17 protein-coding genes and 1 pseudogene are annotated in these 20744 nt (G+C 71.6%); 16 read left to right on the top strand and 2 right to left on the bottom strand.

From position 1 onward, the window contains the following. Positions 1–45: 45 nt before the first annotated feature. A complete protein-coding gene (locus ACFCXS_RS38445; protein ID WP_376647997.1) occupies positions 46–1848 on the bottom strand; it encodes a glycoside hydrolase family 15 protein in 1803 nt (600 codons plus the stop codon). A gap of 527 nt (positions 1849–2375) precedes the next feature. Here ACFCXS_RS38445 and ACFCXS_RS38440 point away from each other — a divergent pair. From ACFCXS_RS38440 to ACFCXS_RS38390, 11 genes are all read left to right on the top strand, one after another. Continuing rightward, positions 2376–4034 (top strand): CTP synthase, encoded by a 1659-nt coding sequence (locus ACFCXS_RS38440; RefSeq protein WP_361952993.1) that lies wholly within the window; start codon positions 2376–2378, stop codon positions 4032–4034. 94 nt (positions 4035–4128) lie between these two features. Further along, positions 4129–4755, top strand: a complete 627-nt coding sequence (locus ACFCXS_RS38435) for an NUDIX domain-containing protein (RefSeq protein ID WP_376647983.1) — start codon at positions 4129–4131, stop codon at positions 4753–4755. A gap of 276 nt (positions 4756–5031) precedes the next feature. Next, on the top strand, positions 5032–7071 hold the full coding sequence (locus ACFCXS_RS38430; protein WP_376647982.1) for a tetratricopeptide repeat protein: 2040 nt from the start codon (positions 5032–5034) through the stop codon (positions 7069–7071). Positions 7072–7209: 138 nt separating this feature from the next. Beyond that, positions 7210–8334: an alanine dehydrogenase gene (gene ald, locus ACFCXS_RS38425; RefSeq protein ID WP_376647981.1), complete on the top strand. Its 1125-nt coding sequence runs from the start codon at positions 7210–7212 to the stop codon at positions 8332–8334. Positions 8335–8747: 413 nt separating this feature from the next. Beyond that, a complete protein-coding gene (locus ACFCXS_RS38420) occupies positions 8748–9875 on the top strand; it encodes a ParA family protein (protein ID WP_221756744.1) in 1128 nt (375 codons plus the stop codon). Next, positions 9860–10444 carry a hypothetical protein gene (locus ACFCXS_RS38415; protein ID WP_376647980.1) on the top strand — a complete coding sequence of 195 codons (585 nt, stop codon included), beginning with the start codon at positions 9860–9862 and terminating at the stop codon, positions 10442–10444. Before ACFCXS_RS38420 ends, ACFCXS_RS38415 begins: the two co-directional genes overlap by 16 nt. Before the next feature lie 285 nt (positions 10445–10729). Then, positions 10730–11803, top strand: a complete 1074-nt coding sequence (locus tag ACFCXS_RS38410) for a segregation/condensation protein A (RefSeq protein WP_376647979.1) — start codon at positions 10730–10732, stop codon at positions 11801–11803. Then, positions 11800–12486: an SMC-Scp complex subunit ScpB gene (gene scpB / locus ACFCXS_RS38405; RefSeq protein ID WP_376647978.1), complete on the top strand. Its 687-nt coding sequence runs from the start codon at positions 11800–11802 to the stop codon at positions 12484–12486. Before ACFCXS_RS38410 ends, scpB begins: the two co-directional genes overlap by 4 nt. Next, positions 12486–13604 carry a pseudouridine synthase gene (locus ACFCXS_RS38400; protein WP_376647977.1) on the top strand — a complete coding sequence of 373 codons (1119 nt, stop codon included), beginning with the start codon at positions 12486–12488 and terminating at the stop codon, positions 13602–13604. Before scpB ends, ACFCXS_RS38400 begins: the two co-directional genes overlap by 1 nt. Before the next feature lie 68 nt (positions 13605–13672). Then, positions 13673–14392 carry an NUDIX domain-containing protein gene (locus ACFCXS_RS38395; protein WP_376647996.1) on the top strand — a complete coding sequence of 240 codons (720 nt, stop codon included), beginning with the start codon at positions 13673–13675 and terminating at the stop codon, positions 14390–14392. After that, entirely contained in the window at positions 14389–15408 is a 1020-nt protein-coding gene (locus ACFCXS_RS38390; protein ID WP_376647976.1) for an ADP-ribosylglycohydrolase family protein, read from the top strand. The genes ACFCXS_RS38395 and ACFCXS_RS38390 overlap by 4 nt, the downstream gene beginning before the upstream one ends. A gap of 24 nt (positions 15409–15432) precedes the next feature. Here ACFCXS_RS38390 and ACFCXS_RS38385 read toward each other — a convergent pair. Beyond that, positions 15433–15871 (bottom strand): annotated as a pseudogene (locus ACFCXS_RS38385) (Rieske (2Fe-2S) protein). 179 nt (positions 15872–16050) lie between these two features. Here ACFCXS_RS38385 and aroH point away from each other — a divergent pair. The 5 genes from aroH (at position 16051) to der (ending at position 20623) form a co-directional block, all read left to right on the top strand. Continuing rightward, positions 16051–16413, top strand: coding sequence for a chorismate mutase (gene aroH / locus ACFCXS_RS38380; protein ID WP_184844540.1), 363 nt, complete (start codon positions 16051–16053; stop codon positions 16411–16413). Then, positions 16410–17495: a prephenate dehydrogenase gene (locus ACFCXS_RS38375; protein WP_376647975.1), complete on the top strand. Its 1086-nt coding sequence runs from the start codon at positions 16410–16412 to the stop codon at positions 17493–17495. Before aroH ends, ACFCXS_RS38375 begins: the two co-directional genes overlap by 4 nt. A gap of 248 nt (positions 17496–17743) precedes the next feature. Next, complete coding sequence (cmk, locus tag ACFCXS_RS38370) at positions 17744–18406, top strand: (d)CMP kinase (RefSeq protein ID WP_376647974.1); 663 nt, start codon at positions 17744–17746, stop codon at positions 18404–18406. Beyond that, positions 18403–19110 carry a lysophospholipid acyltransferase family protein gene (locus ACFCXS_RS38365; RefSeq protein WP_376647973.1) on the top strand — a complete coding sequence of 236 codons (708 nt, stop codon included), beginning with the start codon at positions 18403–18405 and terminating at the stop codon, positions 19108–19110. The genes cmk and ACFCXS_RS38365 overlap by 4 nt, the downstream gene beginning before the upstream one ends. 19 nt (positions 19111–19129) lie before the next feature. Then, positions 19130–20623, top strand: coding sequence for a ribosome biogenesis GTPase Der (gene der / locus ACFCXS_RS38360; protein ID WP_376647972.1), 1494 nt, complete (start codon positions 19130–19132; stop codon positions 20621–20623). Positions 20624–20744 lie beyond the last annotated feature (121 nt).

Genomic DNA, 20744 nt, shown 5'->3' with positions numbered 1-20744 from the left:
AATCTTGTGCCTCCAGCCTAGGCGGGAGCGGCTCCACGGGCCCGCTCAGCCGCCGTAGGCGCCCGAAGCGGTCAGACGCAGCGCCGTGTCGATCAGCGGCACGTGGCTGAACGCCTGCGGGAAGTTGCCGACCTGGCGCTGCAGGCGCGGGTCCCACTCCTCGGCCAGCAGACCGAGGTCGTTGCGCAGGGACAGCAGCTTCTCGAAGAGCTTGCGGGCCTCGTCGACGCGGCCGATCATCGCCAGGTCGTCGGCCATCCAGAACGAGCAGGCCAGGAAGGCCCCTTCGTCGCCGGGCAGGCCGTCGACGTTCTCGTCGCCGCTGGTGGTCGGGTAGCGCAGGATGAAGCCGTCCGGCGTGGACAGCTCCCGCTGGATCGCCTCGATCGTGCCGATGACCCGCTTGTCGTCGGGCGGCAGGAAGCCCATCTGCGGGATCAGCAGCAGGGAGGCGTCCAGCTCCTTCGAGCCGTACGACTGCGTGAAGGTGTTGCGCTCCTTGTCGTAGCCCCGCTCGCACACGTCCCGGTGGATGTCGTCGCGCAGCTCGCGCCAGCGCTCCAGCGGGCCGTCCGCGTCGCCGGACTCGATCAGCTTGATCGTGCGGTCGACCGCGACCCAGGCCATCACCTTGGAGTGCACGAAGTGGCGGCGTGGGCCGCGCACCTCCCAGATGCCCTCGTCCGGGTCCTGCCAGTGGTCCTCCAGGTAGCGGATCAGCTTCAGCTGGAGCAGGGAGGCGTAGTCGTTGCGGGCGAGGCCGGTCATGTGGGCCAGGTGAAGGGCCTCGGTGACCTCGCCGTACACGTCCAGCTGGAGCTGGTGGGCCGCGCCGTTGCCGACCCGGACCGGGGTGGAGTTCTCGTAGCCCGGCAGCCAGTCCAGCTCCGCCTCGCCGAGCTCGCGCTCACCGGCGATGCCGTACATGATCTGCAGGTTCTCCGGGTCGCCGGCCACCGCACGCAGCAGCCACTCGCGCCAGGCGCGGGCCTCCTCCCGGTAGCCGGTGCGCAGCAGCGAGGACAGGGTGATCGCCGCGTCGCGCAGCCAGGTGTAGCGGTAGTCCCAGTTGCGGACGCCGCCGATGTCCTCCGGCAGGGAGGTGGTCGGCGCGGCGACGATGCCGCCGGTCGGGGCGTACGTCAGGGCCTTCAGCGTGATCAGCGAGCGGACCACGGCCTCCCGGTAGGGCCCGTGGTACGTGCAGTGGTCGACCCACTCGCGCCAGAAGTCCTCCGTCGCCTCCAGCGACTGCTCCGGCTCGGGCAGCGGCGGCGGCTCCTTGTGCGAGGGCTGCCAGGAGATCGTGAACGCGATCCGGTCACCCGGAGCGACCGTGAAGTCCGCGTACGTCGTCAGCGACTTGCCGTAGGTCTCGGCGGATGTGTCGAACCACACGGAGTCGGGACCCGCGACGGCCACCGTGCGCCCCTCGTGCTTGTGCACCCACGGCACCACCCGCCCGTAGGAGAACCGCATCCTGAGCGCCGAGCGCATCGGCACCCGGCCCGAGACGCCCTCCACGATCCGGATCAGCTGCGGGGCGCCGTCACGCGGCGGCATGAAGTCGGTCACCCGGACCGTGCCCCGCTGGGTGTCCCACTCGGACTCCAGGACCAGCGAGTCGCCCCGGTAGCTGCGCCGCGCGGCGGTGGGGGGCTGCTGGTCGGAGGCGTACGCGGGGCCCAGCCGCCAGAAGCCGTGCTCCTCGGTGCCCAGCAGGCCGGCGAAGATGGCGTGCGAGTCGAAGCGGGGCAGGCACAGCCAGTCGACTGTCCCGTCCCGGCAGACCAGGGCAGCGGTCTGCATGTCTCCGATGAGTGCGTAGTCTTCGATGCGCCCGGCCACGTGCAACTCCAGTCGAACGGCCACGTCACCCCACGAGGGGGCTGTCGCTAGTGCGGTCAAGGGGGGTTTCAGCAGGTCTTGCAATGCGTCATTGAGCGATGAAGCAAAACAGGTCGCTCAGCCGTGACGCAAAGCGCCAATTGTTGCTCAACGAACTGACGAGCTCGCGTTGTTCCGGTGGTTACGGGCGGGGGGTGGTGCCGTTGGGCCGGACGGGCTCGGCAGCGAGTGTCCGAGCAGGATACGACGCACGCAGATGATCCGGGTGCTCGTCCAGGCAAGGCGGGTACGCCGAACGAGTGAGCAACGGGTGAGGGACCCGTGACGGTGGCCGCTTCCGTGTCGGGATGTGTGCGGAGCGTGGCCGGAAGCCATCGCCCCGCGGCGCTGATACGCTGGTAGCCCGTGGACCGGTGGGCCCCTGCCCGACAGGAAACCCCCGAACCGCAGCGACGGCACCCCGGAATCTTCCGGCGGGCAGCCGCACCGCACCCCCAGACCGCGACCACGGGAGCCCCGTCTTGGCCATGCCGCCCGCCGCTTTTCGTAATTCGACGACCAAGCACATCTTCGTCACCGGGGGTGTCGCCTCCTCGCTCGGCAAGGGCCTGACGGCCTCCAGCCTCGGCATGCTGCTCAAGGCCCGCGGTCTGCGCGTCGTGATGCAGAAGCTCGACCCGTACCTGAACGTGGACCCGGGCACGATGAACCCCTTCCAGCACGGTGAGGTGTTCGTCACCAACGACGGCGCCGAGACCGACCTGGACATCGGCCACTACGAGCGCTTCCTCGACCGCGACCTCGACGGCTCCGCGAACGTCACCACCGGCCAGGTCTACAACACCGTGATCGCCAAGGAGCGGCGCGGCGAGTACCTGGGCGACACCGTGCAGGTCATCCCGCACATCACCAACGAGATCAAGCACCGCATCCGCCGCATGGCGACGGACGAGGTCGACGTCGTGATCACCGAGGTCGGCGGCACGGTCGGCGACATCGAGTCGCTGCCGTTCCTGGAGACCGTCCGCCAGGTCCGTCACGAGGTCGGCCGTGACAACGTCTTCGTCGTCCACATCTCGCTCCTGCCGTACATCGGCCCCTCGGGTGAGCTGAAGACGAAGCCCACCCAGCACTCGGTTGCGGCCCTGCGCAACATCGGTATCCAGCCGGACGCGATCGTGCTGCGCTGCGACCGCGAGGTGCCCACCGCGATCAAGCGGAAGATCTCGCTGATGTGCGACGTCGACGAGGCCGCCGTGGTGGCCTGCCCCGACGCCCGCTCGATCTACGACATCCCGAAGACCGTGCACGGCGAGGGCCTGGACGCCTACGTCGTCCGCAAGCTGGACCTGCCGTTCCGTGACGTGGACTGGACGACCTGGGACGACCTGCTCGACCGCGTCCACAACCCCGACCACGAGATCACCCTCGCGCTGGTCGGCAAGTACATCGACCTGCCCGACGCCTACCTGTCGGTCACCGAGGCGCTGCGCGCCGGCGGTTTCGCCAACCGGGCCCGCGTCAAGATCAAGTGGGTCACCTCCGACGACTGCAAGACCCCGGCGGGCGCGGCCCAGCAGCTCGGCGACGTCGACGGCATCTGCATCCCCGGCGGCTTCGGCGACCGCGGCGTGCTCGGCAAGGTCGGCGCGATCAAGTACGCCCGCGAGAACAAGATCCCGCTGCTCGGCCTCTGCCTCGGTCTGCAGTGCATCGTGATCGAGGCCGCGCGCAACCTGGCCGACATCACCGACGCCAACTCCACCGAGTTCGACCCGGCCACCGGCCACCCCGTCATCTCCACCATGGCCGAGCAGCTCGACATCGTCGCCGGCGAGGGTGACATGGGCGGCACCATGCGGCTCGGCATGTACCCGGCGAAGCTGGCCGAGGGGTCGATCGTGCGCGAGGTGTACGACGACAAGGAGTACGTCGAGGAGCGGCACCGGCACCGCTACGAGGTGAACAACGCCTACCGCGCCGAGCTGGAGAAGAAGGCGGGCATCCAGTTCTCCGGCACCTCCCCGGACGGCAAGCTCGTCGAGTACGTCGAGTACCCGCGCGACGTCCACCCGTACCTGGTCGCCACCCAGGCGCACCCGGAGCTGCGCTCGCGGCCGACGCGTCCGCACCCGCTGTTCGCCGGGCTCGTCAAGGCCTCGGTCGAGCGGAAGACTTCGAAGTAACACACCAGTTGTACGGTGGCCGGGGTGCATCCCTTCAAAGGGTGTGCGCCCCGGTTTCGTTTCAGCAGGTCGCGCGGCACGTGGAAGGACAGGCATGACGATCAAGGACACCCCGGAGGAGTGGGAGATCCGGGCGACGGCGACCCCCTTCACGGGCAACAAGACCTCCGTGCGCACCGACGACGTGGTCATGCCCGACGGCACCGTGGTCGGCCGTGACTACCAGGTCCACCCCGGCTCCGTGGCCGTTCTCGCCCTCGACGAGGCCGACCGTGTACTGGTGCTGCGCCAGTACCGGCACCCTGTGCGTCACAAGCTGTGGGAGATCCCGGCCGGACTGCTCGACGTGCCCGGCGAGAACCCGCTGCACGCCGCGCAGCGGGAGCTGTACGAGGAGGCGCACGTCAAGGCCGAGGACTGGCGGGTGCTGACCGACGTCTACACCACGCCCGGCGGCTGCGACGAGGCCGTACGGATCTTCCTCGCGCGCGATCTGTCCGAGGCCGAGGGCGAGCGCTTCGCCGTCGAGGAGGAAGAGGCCGACATGGAACTCGACCGGGTGCCGGTGGCGGACCTCGTGCGGGGTGCGCTGGCCGGTGAGCTGCACAACAACTGCCTGGTCGTGGGCGTCCTCTCGCTGGTCGCCGCGCGGGCGGGTGACGGGCTGGACGCCCTGCGCCCCGCCCAGGCGCCGTGGCCGGCGCGGCCGTTCGAGGCGTAGCGCTCCGCTGGGGGTGCCGCGACGGCGGGTGAGTGCCGCCGAGCTCGTCGGGCGGGTGCGGCATCGTCGTGGCCTGTCGCGCAGTTCCCCGCACCCCTTTCAGAGGCGCTTCCCTGACGGTGTCGGTCCTACGATCTGCTGATCCGATCGGGGGATGCCTCCGCCGTGCTCGCCGTGCTCCGCCCGGAACGTAGCAGAGCGTGAACTAGGCTCTGGGGCACGCCCGAACCGGAGTCCCGGCGGGCTTGCGTGTGCGGTGGGACGGGAGTGTGGCCCGTGACGGATCAGGTCGTGGAGACAGGCGACGTGCGGCCGGCCGGGCCCGCTGCGGAGGCGAGCGAGTTCCTCGGCCGTACACGGGAGTTGAAGGAACTGCGCGCCGACATCGAGCGCGCCGGACTGGACACCCTGGCAGGCCGCAAGGCGCCCCGCGCCCGTGTGCTGCTCATCGCCGGCCGGCCCGGATCGGGCCGTACCGCACTCGCCGGGGAACTCGTCCGGCAGGTCGCACACCGTTACCCCGACGGGGTGCTGCGCGCGAGCCTCACCGAACCCGACGGCACCCCCGTCCCCGTAGGACGCGCCGCCCGGGACCTCCTCACCGCCCTGGACGAGCAGGCGCCGGCCGGGGCCGGTGAGGACGACCTCACCGATGCCCTGCGCACCGCCCTGGCCGGCCGCCGGGTGCTGCTCCTGCTGGACGACGCGGCCGACGCCGAGCAGGTCGACGCCCTGCTGCCCGACGCCCCGGACTGCCTCGTAGTCGCGGTCTCCGAGGGCCCGCTGACCGGCATCTCCGACGTCCGCCCCTGCATCCTGGGCGGCCTGGACGCCAAGTCCGGGGTGGATCTGCTGGCCCGGCACACCGGCTCGGTCCGCATCACCGTCGATCCCCGGGCCGCCGAGGGCCTCGCCGAGGAGTGCCAGGGGCAGCCCGCCGCGCTGATGCTGGCGGGCGGCTGGCTCGCCGCCCGCCCCAAGGCCGCCGTCTCCGACCTGGCCAAGCAGCTGCGCGCCGACGACTCCGAGGGCACGGCCCTGACCCGGGTCTTCCGGCTCGCCCATGCCGCCCTGCCCACGACCGCCGCCCGGATGCTGCGGCTGCTCGCCCTCGCCCCGGCCGGCCTCGTCGACCCGCAGACCGCGTCCGCGCTCGTCGGCTGCTCGGTCGACAGCGCACGCACCACCCTGGAGAGCTTCGCCACCCTGGGCTTCCTGCACACGGTGGACTCGCCGCTGCCGCAGTACGAGGTGCCCGGCTGTCTGCACCCGCAGCTGCGGATCCTCGCCGAGCACCACGAACGCCCGGCCGATCTCCAGCTGGCCCGCGCCCGCATGCTGGAGCGCACCGTCCGGCTGCTCCAGGCCTGCCGGGCGATCACCGAGACCGACAGCCCGCAGGCCCGCCAGAAGCTCCTCGACATGCCCCGCGCGCTGCGCTTCCCCACTCCGCGGGCGGCCGCCGACTGGCTGCGCCTGACCCGGCCGGCCCTGCTGGCCTCGGCCCGGCTCGCGGTCGCCGACGGGGAGCTGGACACCCTGGCCCGACGGCTGATGTCCCAGCTGGTCCGGGCGATGGCGGCGCACATCGGCACCCGGGCCGCCGCACCCGACCTCTACGAGATCCACGGCTTGGTCCTCGACGTCGCCGAGCGCCGGAACCTGCCCCGCGAGCGGGCCGCCGCCCTGCTGAACCTCGGCGACCTGGACGCCCGCACCGGCCGCACGGCCGACGCCCTGGCGCGCTACCGGGCCGCGCTGGACGCCGGGCGCGAGGTGAACGACCCGTACGCGACCGGCCGCGCCATGGAATCCGTAGGCGGCGCGCACCTGGAGCTCGGCGACTTCGACCGGGCAGCCGACTGGTTCGGCCGTGCCCTGGTCGACCGGCTCGCCCGGGGCGAGCGCGCCGAGGCCGCTCGGCTCTACGGGCGCATCGCCGCCGCCCACACGCAGGCGGGCCGCTACGGCGAGGCCCTGCGGAACTGGCGGGCGGCCATCGCCGGTCACCGCAAGCACGGCGACGTGGCCGCCCAGGCCCGGGCCCTGGGCGAGCTGGCACGGGTCCAGGAGCACGTGGGCCGCCCCGAGGAGTCGCTGCGCACCTGCCGGGAGGCCGTGGAGTGGGCACGGCGCGCCGAGGATCCGCGGCTGCAGGCGGCCCTGCACCTGCGGGTCGCCGAGACCCTCGAACGCCTGGGTGATCCCGCGTCGGCGGGGCTGCACCGGGGCGCCGCCGAGGGGATTCTCGGCGACTCAAACCTTCAAAATGACCCTGACGCCTGCGAAATCCGTACCGCATCAGCTGAAGATTGATGCAATGAAAGGCTGGACAGCGAGAACGCCTTCATTAGACTGGCTCTGCCGCACGTTCTCCTGCGGTCTCTCCCGGTGTGCCCGTGCGTGCCCGGGTATGTCTGAGTAAGACCCCCCATACCCTCTGAGCCAAGGACCGTGATCGACGTGAAGGTCGGCATCCCCCGCGAGGTCAAGAACAACGAGTTCCGGGTGGCCATCACCCCCGCCGGTGTGCACGAGCTGGTGCGCCACGGCCACCAGGTCGTCATCGAGCGCGACGCCGGCGTCGGCTCCTCGATCACGAACGAGGAGTACGTCGCCGCCGGAGCGCAGATCCTGGGCACCGCCGACGAGGTGTGGGCCGCCGCCGACCTGCTGCTGAAGGTCAAGGAGCCCATCGCCGAGGAGTACCACCGCCTCCGCAAGGACCAGACGCTCTTCACCTACCTGCACCTGGCCGCCTCCAAGGAGTGCACGGACGCGCTGCTGGAGTCGGGCACCACGGCCATCGCCTACGAGACCGTCGAGCTGCCGAGCCGCGCGCTGCCGCTGCTCGCCCCGATGTCCGAGGTCGCGGGCCGGCTGGCGCCGCAGGTCGGCGCCTACCACCTGATGCGTGCCAACGGCGGCCGCGGTGTGCTGCCCGGCGGCGTCCCCGGCGTGCTGGCCGGCCGTGCCGTCGTGATCGGCGGCGGTGTCTCCGGCTGGAACGCCGCGCAGATCGCCATCGGCATGGGCTTCCACGTGACCCTGCTCGACAAGGACATCAACAAGCTCCGCGAGGCCGACAAGGTCTTCGGCACGAAGATCCAGACCGTCGTCTCCAACGCCTTCGAGCTGGAGAAGGCCTGCCTGGAGGCCGACCTCGTCATCGGCGCGGTGCTGATCCCCGGCGCCAAGGCCCCGAAGCTGGTCACCAACGAACTCGTCTCGCGGATGAAGCCCGGAAGTGTCCTTGTCGACATCGCGATCGACCAGGGCGGCTGCTTCGAGGACTCCCGCCCGACCACCCACGCCGAGCCGGCCTTCCGGGTCCACAACTCGGTCTTCTACTGCGTCGCCAACATGCCCGGCGCGGTGCCGAACACCTCCACCTACGCGCTGACCAACGCGACGCTGCCGTACATCGTCGAGCTGGCCGACCACGGCTGGGCGGACGCGCTGCGCCGCGACCCGTCGCTGGCCAGGGGCCTCAACACGCATGACGGCAAGGTCGTTTACCGCGAGGTTGCCGAGGCGCACGGCGTGGAGCACGTGGAGCTGACCTCGCTGCTCGGCTGAGGCCGCACAGCCGGAAAGTCGGCTAACCAACCAACCGGCAAAGGCGATACGTCAACACGGGTCGTCAACGCCGCACACCCGGCCGGACCTTGCCCGACAAGGTCCGGCCGGATGTGTGTATGGTCACTTCGCGATTCTCGCGCAACTCGCCTCGAACGTAACCCTTCAACCGATTCGCACACCGGTGAAACCTGCCGTGCGACGGCCGTACGCCCTTGACAGCGGGATGTTTCATTGCCGACACATCGGGCCGGGTCCGGCGGATTGTGTTGCTGCGGACGCCCGACACGCCATAGAGTCGCCAGCTGTCGGCATGGTGCCACGCTGACCTGTCTAGAAGTTTCCTGGTCACCAAGGAGGTAAGACGACTTGTGAATGAGTCGACATTTACTCCCGGGGGTGGCCAACCAGGAATGCCTGCACGGGACCAGGAGCCCGCGGGGTACGCGGCTGTCGGCTCCGTCGCTGTGCGCACCTTCGCAGCCCACCAGAGTCAGCAAGCGACTCACACTGCACACCAGAAGATGGATGGCCATCACGTGAACGCCATGGCCGGCGACGGAAGTGGCGCGCCCCACAACCACTTCGCCGACTACGACGAACTGCCCGAGGGGCACTTCTACGACCCCGACGCGGAGTACGAGCCCGATCCCGAGTACGCGGCCACTCTCGCGCCCGACGCGGCCAGACAGCGCCGCGAGCGCGTCGGCCCGACCGGGCGCCCGCTGCCGTACTTCCCGATCCCGGGCCCGCTGCCCGAGCACGGGCCCGCGAAGATCATCGCGATGTGCAACCAGAAGGGCGGCGTCGGCAAGACCACGTCGACCATCAACCTGGGTGCCGCGCTCGCGGAGTACGGACGCCGGGTCCTGCTCGTGGACTTCGACCCGCAGGGCGCGCTGTCGGTCGGACTCGGTGTCAACCCGATGGAACTCGACCTCACCGTCTACAACCTGCTCATGGAGCGGGGGATGGCGGCCGACGAGGTGCTGCTGAAGACGGCGGTCCCCAACATGGACCTGCTGCCCAGCAACATCGACCTGTCGGCGGCCGAGGTCCAGCTGGTCTCCGAGGTCGCCCGCGAGTCGACGCTGCAGCGCGCCCTGAAGCCGCTGCTGCCCGACTACGACTTCATCGTCATCGACTGCCAGCCCTCGCTCGGCCTGCTCACGGTGAACGCCCTGACGGCCGCGCACAAGGTGATAGTGCCGCTGGAGTGCGAGTTCTTCGCGCTGCGCGGTGTGGCCCTGCTGACGGAGACCATCGAGAAGGTCCAGGAACGGCTCAACCCGGAGCTGGAGCTCGACGGCATCCTCGCCACCATGTACGACTCGCGCACGGTGCACAGCCGTGAGGTGCTCGCGCGGGTGGTCGAGGCCTTCGACGACCACGTCTACCACACGGTCATCGGGCGCACGGTCCGCTTCCCGGAGACCACGGTCGCCGGTGAGCCGATCACCACCTACGCCTCCAACTCCGTCGGTGCCGCCGCCTATCGCCAGCTCGCCAGGGAGGTGCTCGCCCGGTGTCACGCCGAGTGAGTCTGCCGGGGGCCGACGAACTCTTCCGTACGACAGGGGGTATGGCGCTTCAGTCGTCCCAGCCCCGGCGTCAGGCCAACGGCGACGCCCGGGTGCCCGCTCCGGCGGGAGAGGGCGACGTGGCGGCTGCGGCGGAGGACGCGCCGCAGTCGGTGCCCGCGCAGGGCGGCGACGGTGACGGTCCGGAGCATGTAGCGGCGGACGCGGAGCAGGGCGAGGCAGGGGAGGGCCACAGCCGTTCCGGGGCCGCCGAGCGCTCCGGCGCCGCCCGCCGGCAGGCGGCGCAGGAAGGTTCTGCCGCCGGTGCGGCAGCGGCCGCGCCCCGCAAGCGCGGGCGGAACCCCTCGCGCCGCCCGAGCGGTCGTGAGCGGCACGACGAGAAGATCACGGTGTACGTGTCGGCCGAGGAGCTCATGGACCTCGAGCACGCCCGTCTCGTCCTCCGTGGCGAGCACGGTCTGGCCGTGGACCGCGGACGCATCGTCCGCGAGGCGGTCGCGGTGGTCCTCGCCGACCTGGAGACCCGCGGAGACGCCAGCATCCTCGTACGACGACTGCGCGGGCGGTAGCGGTAGCCTGCGGAGGCCATGACCTCGAACGCTTCCCCACCTCCCCCCGGCGGCCCGGCCGGCCGCCGGCGCGCGCTGGGGAGGGGGCCCACGGCTCCGTGGACGGCTCCGCCGGCTGAGCGGCCGGAAGCCGAGCCGCCGGAGTCCGCGCCTCAGGAAGCCGTGGCTCCCGGGCCGGTGGACACGGCAGTGCCCTTGGCGCCGCCTGGGGGTGCGGCTGAGACCACGGCGCCGCCTGTGGAGGCGGCCGGATCTGCGGTGCCGCCCGCGGGCGCGGCCGGGAGCATGCCGCCCGTCGACGGGGCCGGGCTCATGCCGCTGCATGCCGGCGCTGCCGGGCCGGTGGACACGGCAGCGCCCTTGGCGCCGCCTGGGGGTGCGGCTGAGACCACGGCGCCGCCTGTGGAGGCGGCCGGATCTGCGGTGCCGCCTGCGGGTGAGGCCGGATCTACGGCGCCGCCTGCGGAGGCGGCCGGACCTATGGTGCCGCCCGCGGGCGCGGCCGGGAGCCCCCCGCCCCCCGCCGGTGACGCCGACGCGGCGGCGGACGACGGGGTCTTCAAGGTCCGGCTCGCCAACTTCGAGGGGCCTTTCGACCTGCTGTTGCAGTTGATCTCCCGGCACAAGCTGGACGTCACCGAAGTCGCGCTGTCGAAGGTGACCGACGAGTTCATGGCGTACATCCGGGCGATGGGGCCGGACTGGGACCTGGACGAGACGACCGAGTTCCTGGTCGTCGCCGCCACCCTGCTCGACCTGAAGGCCGCGCGGCTGCTGCCCGCCGCCGAGGTGGAGGACGAGGGCGATCTCGCGCTGCTCGAAGCACGGGACCTGCTGTTCGCCCGGCTGCTGCAGTACCGTGCGTACAAGCAGATCGCCGACATCTTCAGCGGGCGGCTCGACGACGAGGCCCGGCGCTACCCCCGGACCGTCGGACTCGAGGCGCACCACGCCGAACTGCTGCCCGACGTCGTCATCAGCATCGGGGCGGAAGGATTCGCCAGGCTCGCCGTGAAGGCGATGCAGCCGCGGCCCAAGCCGCAGGTCTACGTGGACCACATCCACGCCCCCCTGGTCAGTGTGCAGGAGCAGGCACAGATCGTCGTGGCCCGGCTCAGGGAGCTCGGCGAGGCCGGCTTCCGGGACCTCGTGGCGGACACCGACGACACCCTGACCATCGTCGCGAGGTTCCTCGCCCTGCTGGAGCTGTACCGCGAGAAGGCCGTGGCCCTGGAGCAGGAGACCGCGCTCGGGGACCTGCTCGTGCGGTGGACCGGCGGCGACGGGGACGAGACACCGACGGTCACCGACGAGTTCGACCGGCCGCCCGAGCCGCCGAAGGAGGAGAAGAAGGCGTGAGCGAGTCAACCACCGACCTGCCGCCCGGGACGCCCGGCGTCGCAGATCTCGACCTCAAGCCCGCGCTGGAGGCCGTCCTCATGGTCGTGGACGAGCCCGCGACCGAGGAGCACCTGGCGAAGATACTGGAGCGGCCGAGGCGCCTGATCGCGGACACCCTGCGCGAGCTGGCCGACGAGTACACGGTCCAGGGCCGCGGTTTCGAGCTGCGCTACGTCGCGAACGGCTGGCGCTTCTACACCCGGGCCGCCTTCGCGCCGGCCGTCGAGCGCTTCGTCCTGGACGGCCAGCAGGCCCGTCTCACCCAGGCCGCCCTGGAGACCCTGGCCGTCGTCGCCTACCGCCAGCCGGTCAGCCGCAGCCGGGTCTCCGCGGTGCGCGGAGTGAACTGCGACGGTGTCATGCGCACCCTCCTCCAGCGCGGACTGACAGAGGAGGCGGGCACGGAACCCGAAACAGGTGCGATCCTGTACAGGACGACGAACTACTTCCTGGAGCGGATGGGCCTGCGCGGTCTGAACGAGCTCCCGGAGCTCGCGCCCTTCCTCCCGGAGGCGGAGGCGATCGAGGCCGAGACCCAGGAAGGCGTACCGTCGTTCGACCCGGACGCGCCTGACGACGACGTGCCGGGCAGCCGCCCGGCCACCCCGGGTACCGACGAAGACGACCAGACGGAATTTTGATGCGAAGCAGCAGCGGCAGGAACAGCAGCGGAAACAACGGCGGGAGCCGTGGTGGCAACAGCGGCGGCCGCGGCGGGAGTGGTGGTGGTCGCGGCAACTTCCGCGGCGCCGGCAACAACCGCGATGACCAGCAGGGCAGCGGCCGTCCGAAGAAGCCCCGCCCCGAGGAGCGCCGCTACGACGTGGGTCCCGGGGCGACGAAGGACGGCCCCAAGTCCGGGCGCGGCGGCTCCGCCCGGGGCGGCGCGAAGGGCGGCCCCAAGCAGCCCCAGAGGCAGGGGCGTACGGCCCCGGCCCGCCCGCGTGAGTACGAGGCGCAGGTCGAGGAGCGCAACCGCGACCGGTACGCAGGGAAGAAGGAGGTCAAGCTTCCGAAGACCTTCCCCGGCGCCGAGCAGGAGGGCGAGCGGCTGCAGAAGGTCCTCGCCCGCGCGGGCTTCGGCTCCCGGCGCTCCTGCGAGGAGCTGATCGAGCAGGCCCGGGTCGAGATCAACGGTGAGATCGTCCTGGAGCAGGGGCGGCGCGTCGACCCGGAGAAGGACGAGATCAAGGTCGACGGTCTGACCGTCGCCACGCAGAGCTACCAGTTCTTCTCGCTCAACAAGCCCGCCGGGGTCGTGTCGACGATGGAGGACCCCGAGGGCCGGCAGTGCCTCGGTGACTACGTCACCAACCGCGAGACGCGGCTCTTCCACGTCGGCCGGCTCGACACCGAGACCGAGGGCGTCATCCTGCTCACCAACCACGGTGAGCTCGCCCACCGGCTGACCCACCCGAAGTACGGCGTGAAGAAGACCTACCTCGCGCACATCGTCGGGCCCATCCCGCGCGACCTGGGCAAGCAGCTCAAGGACGGCATCCAGCTGGAAGACGGCTACGCCCGCGCGGACCACTTCCGCGTCGTCCAGCAGACCGGCAAGAACTACCTCGTCGAGGTCACCCTCCACGAGGGCCGCAAGCACATCGTGCGCCGGATGCTCGCGGAGGCCGGCTTCCCGGTCGACAAGCTGGTCCGGGTCTCCTTCGGGCCGATCGCCCTGGGCGACCAGAAGTCGGGCTGGCTGCGGCGGCTGTCCAACACGGAGGTCGGGATGCTGATGCAGGAGGTCGACCTCTAGACCTTGTGATCGACCGGCACCCCCTCTTATAGTCGTGCTGACTATAAGAGGGGGTGTTCGCGTTCGCCATGAACGGCTACGACAAGCACGCCCATGAGCCCTTCGCCGTCACCGTCGACCTCGCGGTGTTCACCGTGCGGGAGGGCGCACTGCACGTGCTGCTCGTCGAGCGCGGGCAGGAGCCGTACGCCGGGCACTGGGCGCTGCCCGGCGGATTCCTGCAGCCGGACGAGTCGGCGGAGACGGCCGCCCGGCGTGAACTCGCCGAGGAGACCGGCCTGTCCGACGTCTCGGGGCTGCACCTGGAGCAGCTGCGGACCTACAGCGAGCCCGGCCGGGACCCGCGGATGCGGGTCGTCTCGGTCGCCTTCGCCGCGCTGCTGCCCGACGCGCCCGAGGCGCACGGCGGCAGCGACGCCGCGCAGGCCCGCTGGGTGCCGTACGGGACGGCCGGGCCGCTCGCCTTCGACCATGACCGCATCCTGGCCGACGCCCACGACCGCGTCGGCGCCAAGTTCGAGTACACCTGCCTCGCCACCGCCTTCTGCCCGCCCGAGTTCACCCTCGGCGAGCTCCAGCAGGTCTACGAGACCGTGTGGGGCACCGAGCTCGACCGGCCCAACTTCCGGCGCAAGGTGCTCGCCACCCCCGGCTTCGTCGAAGCCGTCCCGGGTGCCGCGCGACTGACCGGCGGCCGCGGCAAGCCCGCCGCGCTGTACCGCGCCGGAACCGCCACCACCCTCCATCCACCCCTCCTCCGGCACACCCGGGAAGGACGCCCCGCATGACCATGCTCGTCCACAAGCAGGCCGCCACCGGAGCGCTCACGGGTCTCGCCCTAGGGGACGCGCTGGGCTTTCCGACCGAGTTCAACGACGTGCCCTCGATCCTCGCCAAGTGCGGGCCATGGCGCCAGATGAGACTTCCGGCGCCGGCGATCGTCACCGACGACACACAGATGACGCTGGCGCTCGGGCGGGGGATACGGGCAGCGATGGACCGGGGCGTACTCGGGCCCCAGGGGATGGCCTCGGCGGTGCGACAGGAATTCATCGCCTGGAACCGCTCTCCGGAGAACAACCGCGCCCCCGGCAACACCTGTCTGCGGGCCTGCGCGCTGCTGGAACACACGGACCGCTCCTGGCAGGACGCCAGCCAGATCCAATCCAAGGGCTGCGGCGCCAACATGCGCGTCGCGCCCCTGGGGCTGGTCCCCGGCCTCAGTGACGAACAGCGCGCCGGCGCAGCCCAGTTGCAGTCCGCCCTCACCCACGGGCACCCCACCGCGCTCGCCGCGTCCGACCTCACCGCGCACGCCGTGCGCCTGCTCGCGCAGGGCGCCGAGCCGACCGGGCTGATCGGCCTGCTCCGCTCGTACGCCCTGGAGAACCGCAGTCACTACCACGAGCGCTGGCTCGGTGACCTGTGGCGGCGGGCCGGGGATCCGAGCCCCGGGCAGTTCATCGCCCGTGGCTGGGACGAGTGCATCGAGGCCCTCGAACGGCTCCGGCAGGCCGTGCGCACCGTCTCGCCGGAGACCGACCCCTGTCTGGCCACCGGCGAGGGATGGATCGCCGAGGAGGCCCTGGCGACCGGGCTGCTGTGCTTCCTGCTCTTCGTCGACGAGCCGGTGACGGCCCTGCGCCGCGCGGCCTGCACCGCCGGCGACTCGGACTCGATCGCCTGCCTGACGGGCGCCTTCGCGGGCGCGTACCTGGGCGCTGAGGCCTGGCCCACCGAGTGGGCCGACCGCGTGGAGTACCGGAGCGACCTGCTCACCCTCGGGGCACTCTGGGACGCGTGACGGCCCGGTTCCTGGCGAGGGCCCTCAGGCCAGGCGGATCGAGTTCCCCTCCACGGTGATCTGCTCGGCGGGCAGCGGCTGGGTCGCCGGGCCGTGGGCCACCGCACCGTCGGTGATCTTGAACTTGCTGCCGTGGCAGGGGCAGTTGATCGTGCCGTCGGAGACGGATCCCACCAGGCACTGCATATGGGTGCAGATCGCCGAGAAGGCCTTGAGCCGGCCTTGCTCCGGCTGGGTCACCACGACCTTCTCGTCCGCGAAGATCTTGCCGCCGCCGACCGGGATCTCGTCGAGGTCGGCCAGGGCCTGCCCGGCGGGGCCGTGCGTCGATTCCTGGCCGGTGGGGGTGCCCGTCGACGCGGAAGCCGCCGTCGCCGCCCCCGCCGCAGGCCGCGACGAGTGCCGCCGCACCCGTGGCGCCGGTCGCGAGGAGAACCGTGCGGCGCGTGGTCTCGTGGGTCATGTCGTCACTCCGAACGTACCGAAGGGGGCAAATCGGAATTTGTGTAGCTTCAGATGCTGAACTTACCCAAAGGTGCCGTACCTGGCGTCTCACCGGGCGGGCGCCGCGCACTCGGGTCGCGCGGGCTGACTAGGCTGGTGGGAGGCAGAGCGACACGCACGTCAGCAAGGAGCATCGCCGTGGCGGTACGAGCGGTCCGGGGCGCCGTCCAACTGGAACGGGACGAGGCCGGGCACATGGACGAGCAGGTCGGAGCCCTGCTCACGGAGATCCTGGAGCGCAACGATCTCGCCGCCGACGACCTCATCAGCATCTGGTTCACGGCCACGCCCGATCTGCACAGCGACTTCCCGGCCGCGGCCGCCCGCAAGCTGGGCATCGTCGACGTGCCGCTGATCTGCGCCCAGGAACTGGACATCGAGGGCGCCATGCCCCGAGTCGTCCGCGTCCTCGCGCACATCGAGTCCGACCGGCCCCGGGCCGGTATCGCCCACGTCTATCTCGGCGCCGCGGCCGCCCTGCGCAAGGACATCGCCCAGTGAGGACCGCACTCGTCATCGGCACCGGCCTCATCGGCACGTCCGCCGCCCTGGCCCTGTCCCAGCGCGGCGTCACCGTGCACCTCACCGACCCGGACCCCGAGCAGGCCCGTACGGCGGCCGCGCTCGGCGCCGGCACGGACGAGGCGCCGGACGGGCCCGTCGACCTCGTGATCGTCGCCGCCCCGCCCGCGCACGTGGCCGACGTGCTCGCCGACGCCCTGCGCCGGGGGGACGGACGCGGCTACCTGGACGTCGCCAGCGTCAAGGGCGGCCCGCGCCGCGAGCTGGAGGCACGCGGCCTCGACCTGTCCCGGTACATCGGCTCGCACCCCATGTCCGGCCGGGAGAAGTCCGGCCCGCTGGCCGCGACCGGCGACCTCTTCGAGGGCCGTCCCTGGGTCCTCACCCCGACCCGGGACACCGACACCGAGGTGCTGAACCTCGCCCTGGAACTCGTCTCGCACTGCCGAGCCGTGCCGGTGGTGATGGAAGCCGACGCCCACGACCGTGCCGTGGCACTCGTCTCGCACATGCCCCACCTGGTCTCCAGCCTGGTCGCCGCGCGCCTGGAGCACGCCGAGGAGGCCGCCGTACGGCTGTGCGGGCAGGGCATCCGGGATGTGACGAGGATCGCCGCCTCCGACCCCCGGATGTGGATCGACATCCTCTCCGCCAACCCCGCGCCGGTCGCCGACCTGCTCACGGACGTCGCCGCGGATCTGGAGGAGACCGTGCGGGCCCTGCGTGCCCTGCAGTCGTCAGACGACCACAAGCGCCGCGAGGGCGTCGGCGGGGTCGAGGACCTGCTGCGGCGCGGCAACGCCGGCCAGGTCCGCGTCCCCGGCAAGCACGGGTCCGCGCCGCGCGCCTACGAGGTCGTGGCCGTGCTCATCGACGACCAGCCGGGGCAGCTGGCCCGGATCTTCGCGGACGCGGGCCTGGCGGGCGTCAACATCGAGGACGTACGCATCGAGCATGCGACGGGGCAACAGGCCGGCCTGGTGCAGCTGATGGTGGAGCCGAAGGCGGCGCCGGTGCTGAGTGCCGCACTGCGGGAACGGGGCTGGGCGCTCCGGCAGTAGGGGGTGCGGTCCGTGTGCGTTCCGGGGGATTCCGCCCTCCCCGGGTCCCGGCCTCGGCCTGAACGGACCCGTCCTCGAACGCCGGGCGGGCCGGCAACGGCCGAGCGCCGCCGGCTGCCATGTCCGGCGGCCCCGGACGCGCGGCCGGACGAGTGACGCGCACCCAGTAACCTTGTGCGGGGCACTCGCGCCCTCACCCCCGCAGAGCCCGGTTCAGGAAGGTCCCCACTGTGGAAAGCGCCACGCCAGTGATTGTCGCCATCGACGGCCCTGCCGGCACCGGCAAGTCGAGCACCTCGAAGGCCGTGGCGGCCCAGCTCGGGCTGAGCTACCTGGACACCGGCGCCCAGTACCGGGCGATCACCTGGTGGATGGTGAGCAACGGCATCGACATAGACGACCCGTCCGCCGTCGCCGCAGTGGCGGGCAAGCCCGAGATCGTCTCCGGCACCGACCCGGAGGGGCCTGCCATCACGGTCGACGGTGCGGACGTCTCGGCTCCGATCCGCACCCAGGAGGTCTCCTCCAAGGTCAGCGCGGTCAGCGCGGTGCCCGAGGTGCGCGCCCGGATCACCGAGCTGCAACGCTCGATCGCCGCCGCCGCGGAGAAGGGCATCGTCGTCGAGGGCCGGGACATCGGCACGACCGTGCTGCCCGACGCCGACCTCAAGATCTTCCTCACCGCCTCCCCGGAGGCGCGTGCCGCCCGCCGCAGCGGTGAGCTGAAGGGCTCCGACGTCCACAGCACCCGCGAGGCCCTGATCAAGCGGGACGCCGCCGACTCCAGCCGCAAGACCTCCCCGCTCGCCAAGGCGGACGACGCCGTCGAGGTGGACACCACCGAGCTCACGCTGGCCCAGGTCATCGAGTGCGTCGTCACCCTCGTCGAGGAGAAGCGGGCCGGAAAGTGACCGAGCTGCCTTCGGCGCGGGGTGCCGAGGTCGGGCGGCGCATCGGCGTCGGCCTGATGTACGGGCTGTGGAAGCCGCGTGTGCTGGGCGCCTGGCGGGTGCCCGCGAGCGGCCCGGTGATCCTCGCCGTCAACCACTCCCACAACATCGACGGCCCGATGGTCATGGGCGTGGCGCCCCGGCCGACGCACTTCCTGATCAAGAAGGAAGCCTTCATCGGCCCGCTGGACCCCTTCCTGCTCGGCATCGGGCAGGTCAAGGTCGACCGCGACACCACCGACCGCACGGCGATCACCCGGGCGCTCGGCATCCTGGACAACGGCGGCGTGCTCGGTATCTTCCCCGAGGGCACCCGGGGCGAGGGCGACTTCGCCTCGCTGCGCGCCGGCCTCGCGTACTTCGCGGTGCGCAGCGGCGCCCCGATCGTGCCGGTGGCCGTACTGGGAAGTTCCGAGCGGCGGGGGCGGTTGATAAAGGGGCTGCCTCCGCTGCGCTCCCGTGTCGACGTCGTCTTCGGCGAGCCCTTCGAGGCGGGCGACGGCAGCGGTCGCCGGACGCGCAAGGCGCTGGACGAGGCGACCGGGCGCATCCAGAAGCAGCTGGCGGCCCACCTGGAAAACGCCAGGCACCTCACCAGGCGCCAGGCGACACTGAGTAGTGGATCAGCCCGGACCACCGGGTACTCCACCGACCACCACGAATGAACGACGAGGTACGGACTTCATGAACGACCACATCCAGCCCGACGGCTCGGACGCGTCCGAGGGCGCCCACGAGCACGACCACGGGGCGCTCGGCGACGCCGAGTTCGCGGAGTTCATGGAGCTCGCCGCGGAGGAGGGCTTCGACCTCGAGGACGTCGAGGGCGCCATCGAGGAGGCCGGTCACGGCCCGCTTCCCGTGCTCGCCGTCGTCGGCCGCCCCAACGTCGGCAAGTCGACCCTGGTGAACCGCATCATCGGCCGCCGTGAGGCGGTCGTCGAGGACAAGCCCGGAGTCACCCGCGACCGGGTGACCTACGAGGCCGAATGGGCGGGCCGCCGCTTCAAGGTCGTCGACACCGGCGGCTGGGAGCAGGACGTCCTCGGCATCGACGCCTCCGTCGCCGCCCAGGCCGAGTACGCCATCGAGGCCGCCGACGCGGTCGTCTTCGTCGTCGACGCCAAGGTCGGCGCCACCGACACCGACGAGGCCGTCGTCCGGCTGCTGCGCAAGGCCGGCAAGCCGGTCGTGCTCTGTGCCAACAAGGTGGACGGCCCGAGCGGCGAGGCCGACGCCTCCTACCTGTGGTCGCTGGGCCTGGGGGAGCCGCACCCGGTCTCCGCGCTGCACGGCCGGGGCACCGGCGACATGCTCGACCAGGTCCTGGAGGTGCTCCCCGACGCGCCGCGGCAGACCTTCGGCGGGGGCGGCATCGGCGGCCCGCGGCGTATCGCCCTCATCGGCCGCCCGAACGTCGGCAAGTCCTCCCTGCTGAACAAGGTGGCGGGCGAGGAGCGCGTCGTCGTCAACGAGCTGGCGGGCACCACCCGCGACCCCGTCGACGAGCTGATCGACCTCGGCGGCGTCACCTGGAAGTTCGTCGACACGGCGGGCATCCGCAAGCGCGTCCACCTCCAGCAGGGCGCCGACTACTACGCCTCGCTGCGCACCGCCGCCGCCGTCGAGAAGGCGGAGGTCGCGGTCATCCTGATCGACGGCTCCGAGTCCATCTCGGTGCAGGACCAGCGGATCGTCACCATGGCCGTCGAGGCGGGCCGTGCGATCGTCCTCGCGTACAACAAGTGGGACACCCTCGACGAGGAGCGCCGCTACTACCTGGAGCGGGAGATCGAGACCGAGCTCGGCCAGGTGGCGTGGGCGCCGCGGGTCAACGTCTCGGCGCGCACCGGCCGGCACATGGAGAAGCTGGTCCCCGCGATCGAGACCGCCCTGGCGGGCTGGGAGACCCGGGTCCCGACGGGACGGCTGAACGCCTTCCTCGGTGAGCTGGTCGCGGCCCACCCGCACCCGGTCCGGGGCGGCAAGCAGCCGCGCATCCTGTTCGGCACGCAGGCGGGTACCAAGCCGCCGCGGTTCGTGCTGTTCGCCTCCGGCTTCATCGAGGCGGGCTACCGGCGCTTCATCGAGCGCCGCCTGCGCGAGGAGTTCGGCTTCGACGGGACGCCGATCCACATCTCCGTGCGGGTGCGTGAGAAGCGCGGCAAGAAGAAGTAGCGCGAAGCACCGGAAAGGGCGGCCCCCATCGGGGCCGCCCGTTCCGGGGGCCGGGGGTCGCGCAGCTGGCGCCCCCCCCGCCCGGCGGCCCCGCGGGCGGGACGTAGGGCCTACCCCAGCC

The organism is Streptomyces sp. NPDC056373 (genome assembly GCF_042262425.1).
GTDB lineage: Bacteria > Actinomycetota > Actinomycetes > Streptomycetales > Streptomycetaceae > Streptomyces.
The sequence above is the reverse complement of the archived record's forward strand: the minus strand, read 5'-3'. Positions and strand labels throughout refer to the sequence as shown.

What these genes read in the sequence shown, in the direction of transcription:
- ACFCXS_RS38440 (WP_361952993.1), top strand. Translation starts at nt 2,376, where the DNA reads ATGCCGCCCGCCGCTTTTCGTAATTCGACGACCAAGCACATCTTCGTC.
- ACFCXS_RS38435 (WP_376647983.1), top strand. Translation starts at nt 4,129, where the DNA reads ATGACGATCAAGGACACCCCGGAGGAGTGGGAGATCCGGGCGACGGCG.
- ACFCXS_RS38420 (WP_221756744.1), top strand. Translation starts at nt 8,748, where the DNA reads ATGCCTGCACGGGACCAGGAGCCCGCGGGGTACGCGGCTGTCGGCTCC.
- ACFCXS_RS38410 (WP_376647979.1), top strand. Translation starts at nt 10,730, where the DNA reads ATGCCGCCCGTCGACGGGGCCGGGCTCATGCCGCTGCATGCCGGCGCT.
- ACFCXS_RS38400 (WP_376647977.1), top strand. Translation starts at nt 12,486, where the DNA reads ATGCGAAGCAGCAGCGGCAGGAACAGCAGCGGAAACAACGGCGGGAGC.
- ACFCXS_RS38395 (WP_376647996.1), top strand. Translation starts at nt 13,673, where the DNA reads ATGAACGGCTACGACAAGCACGCCCATGAGCCCTTCGCCGTCACCGTC.
- ACFCXS_RS38390 (WP_376647976.1), top strand. Translation starts at nt 14,389, where the DNA reads ATGACCATGCTCGTCCACAAGCAGGCCGCCACCGGAGCGCTCACGGGT.
- der (WP_376647972.1), top strand. Translation starts at nt 19,130, where the DNA reads ATGAACGACCACATCCAGCCCGACGGCTCGGACGCGTCCGAGGGCGCC.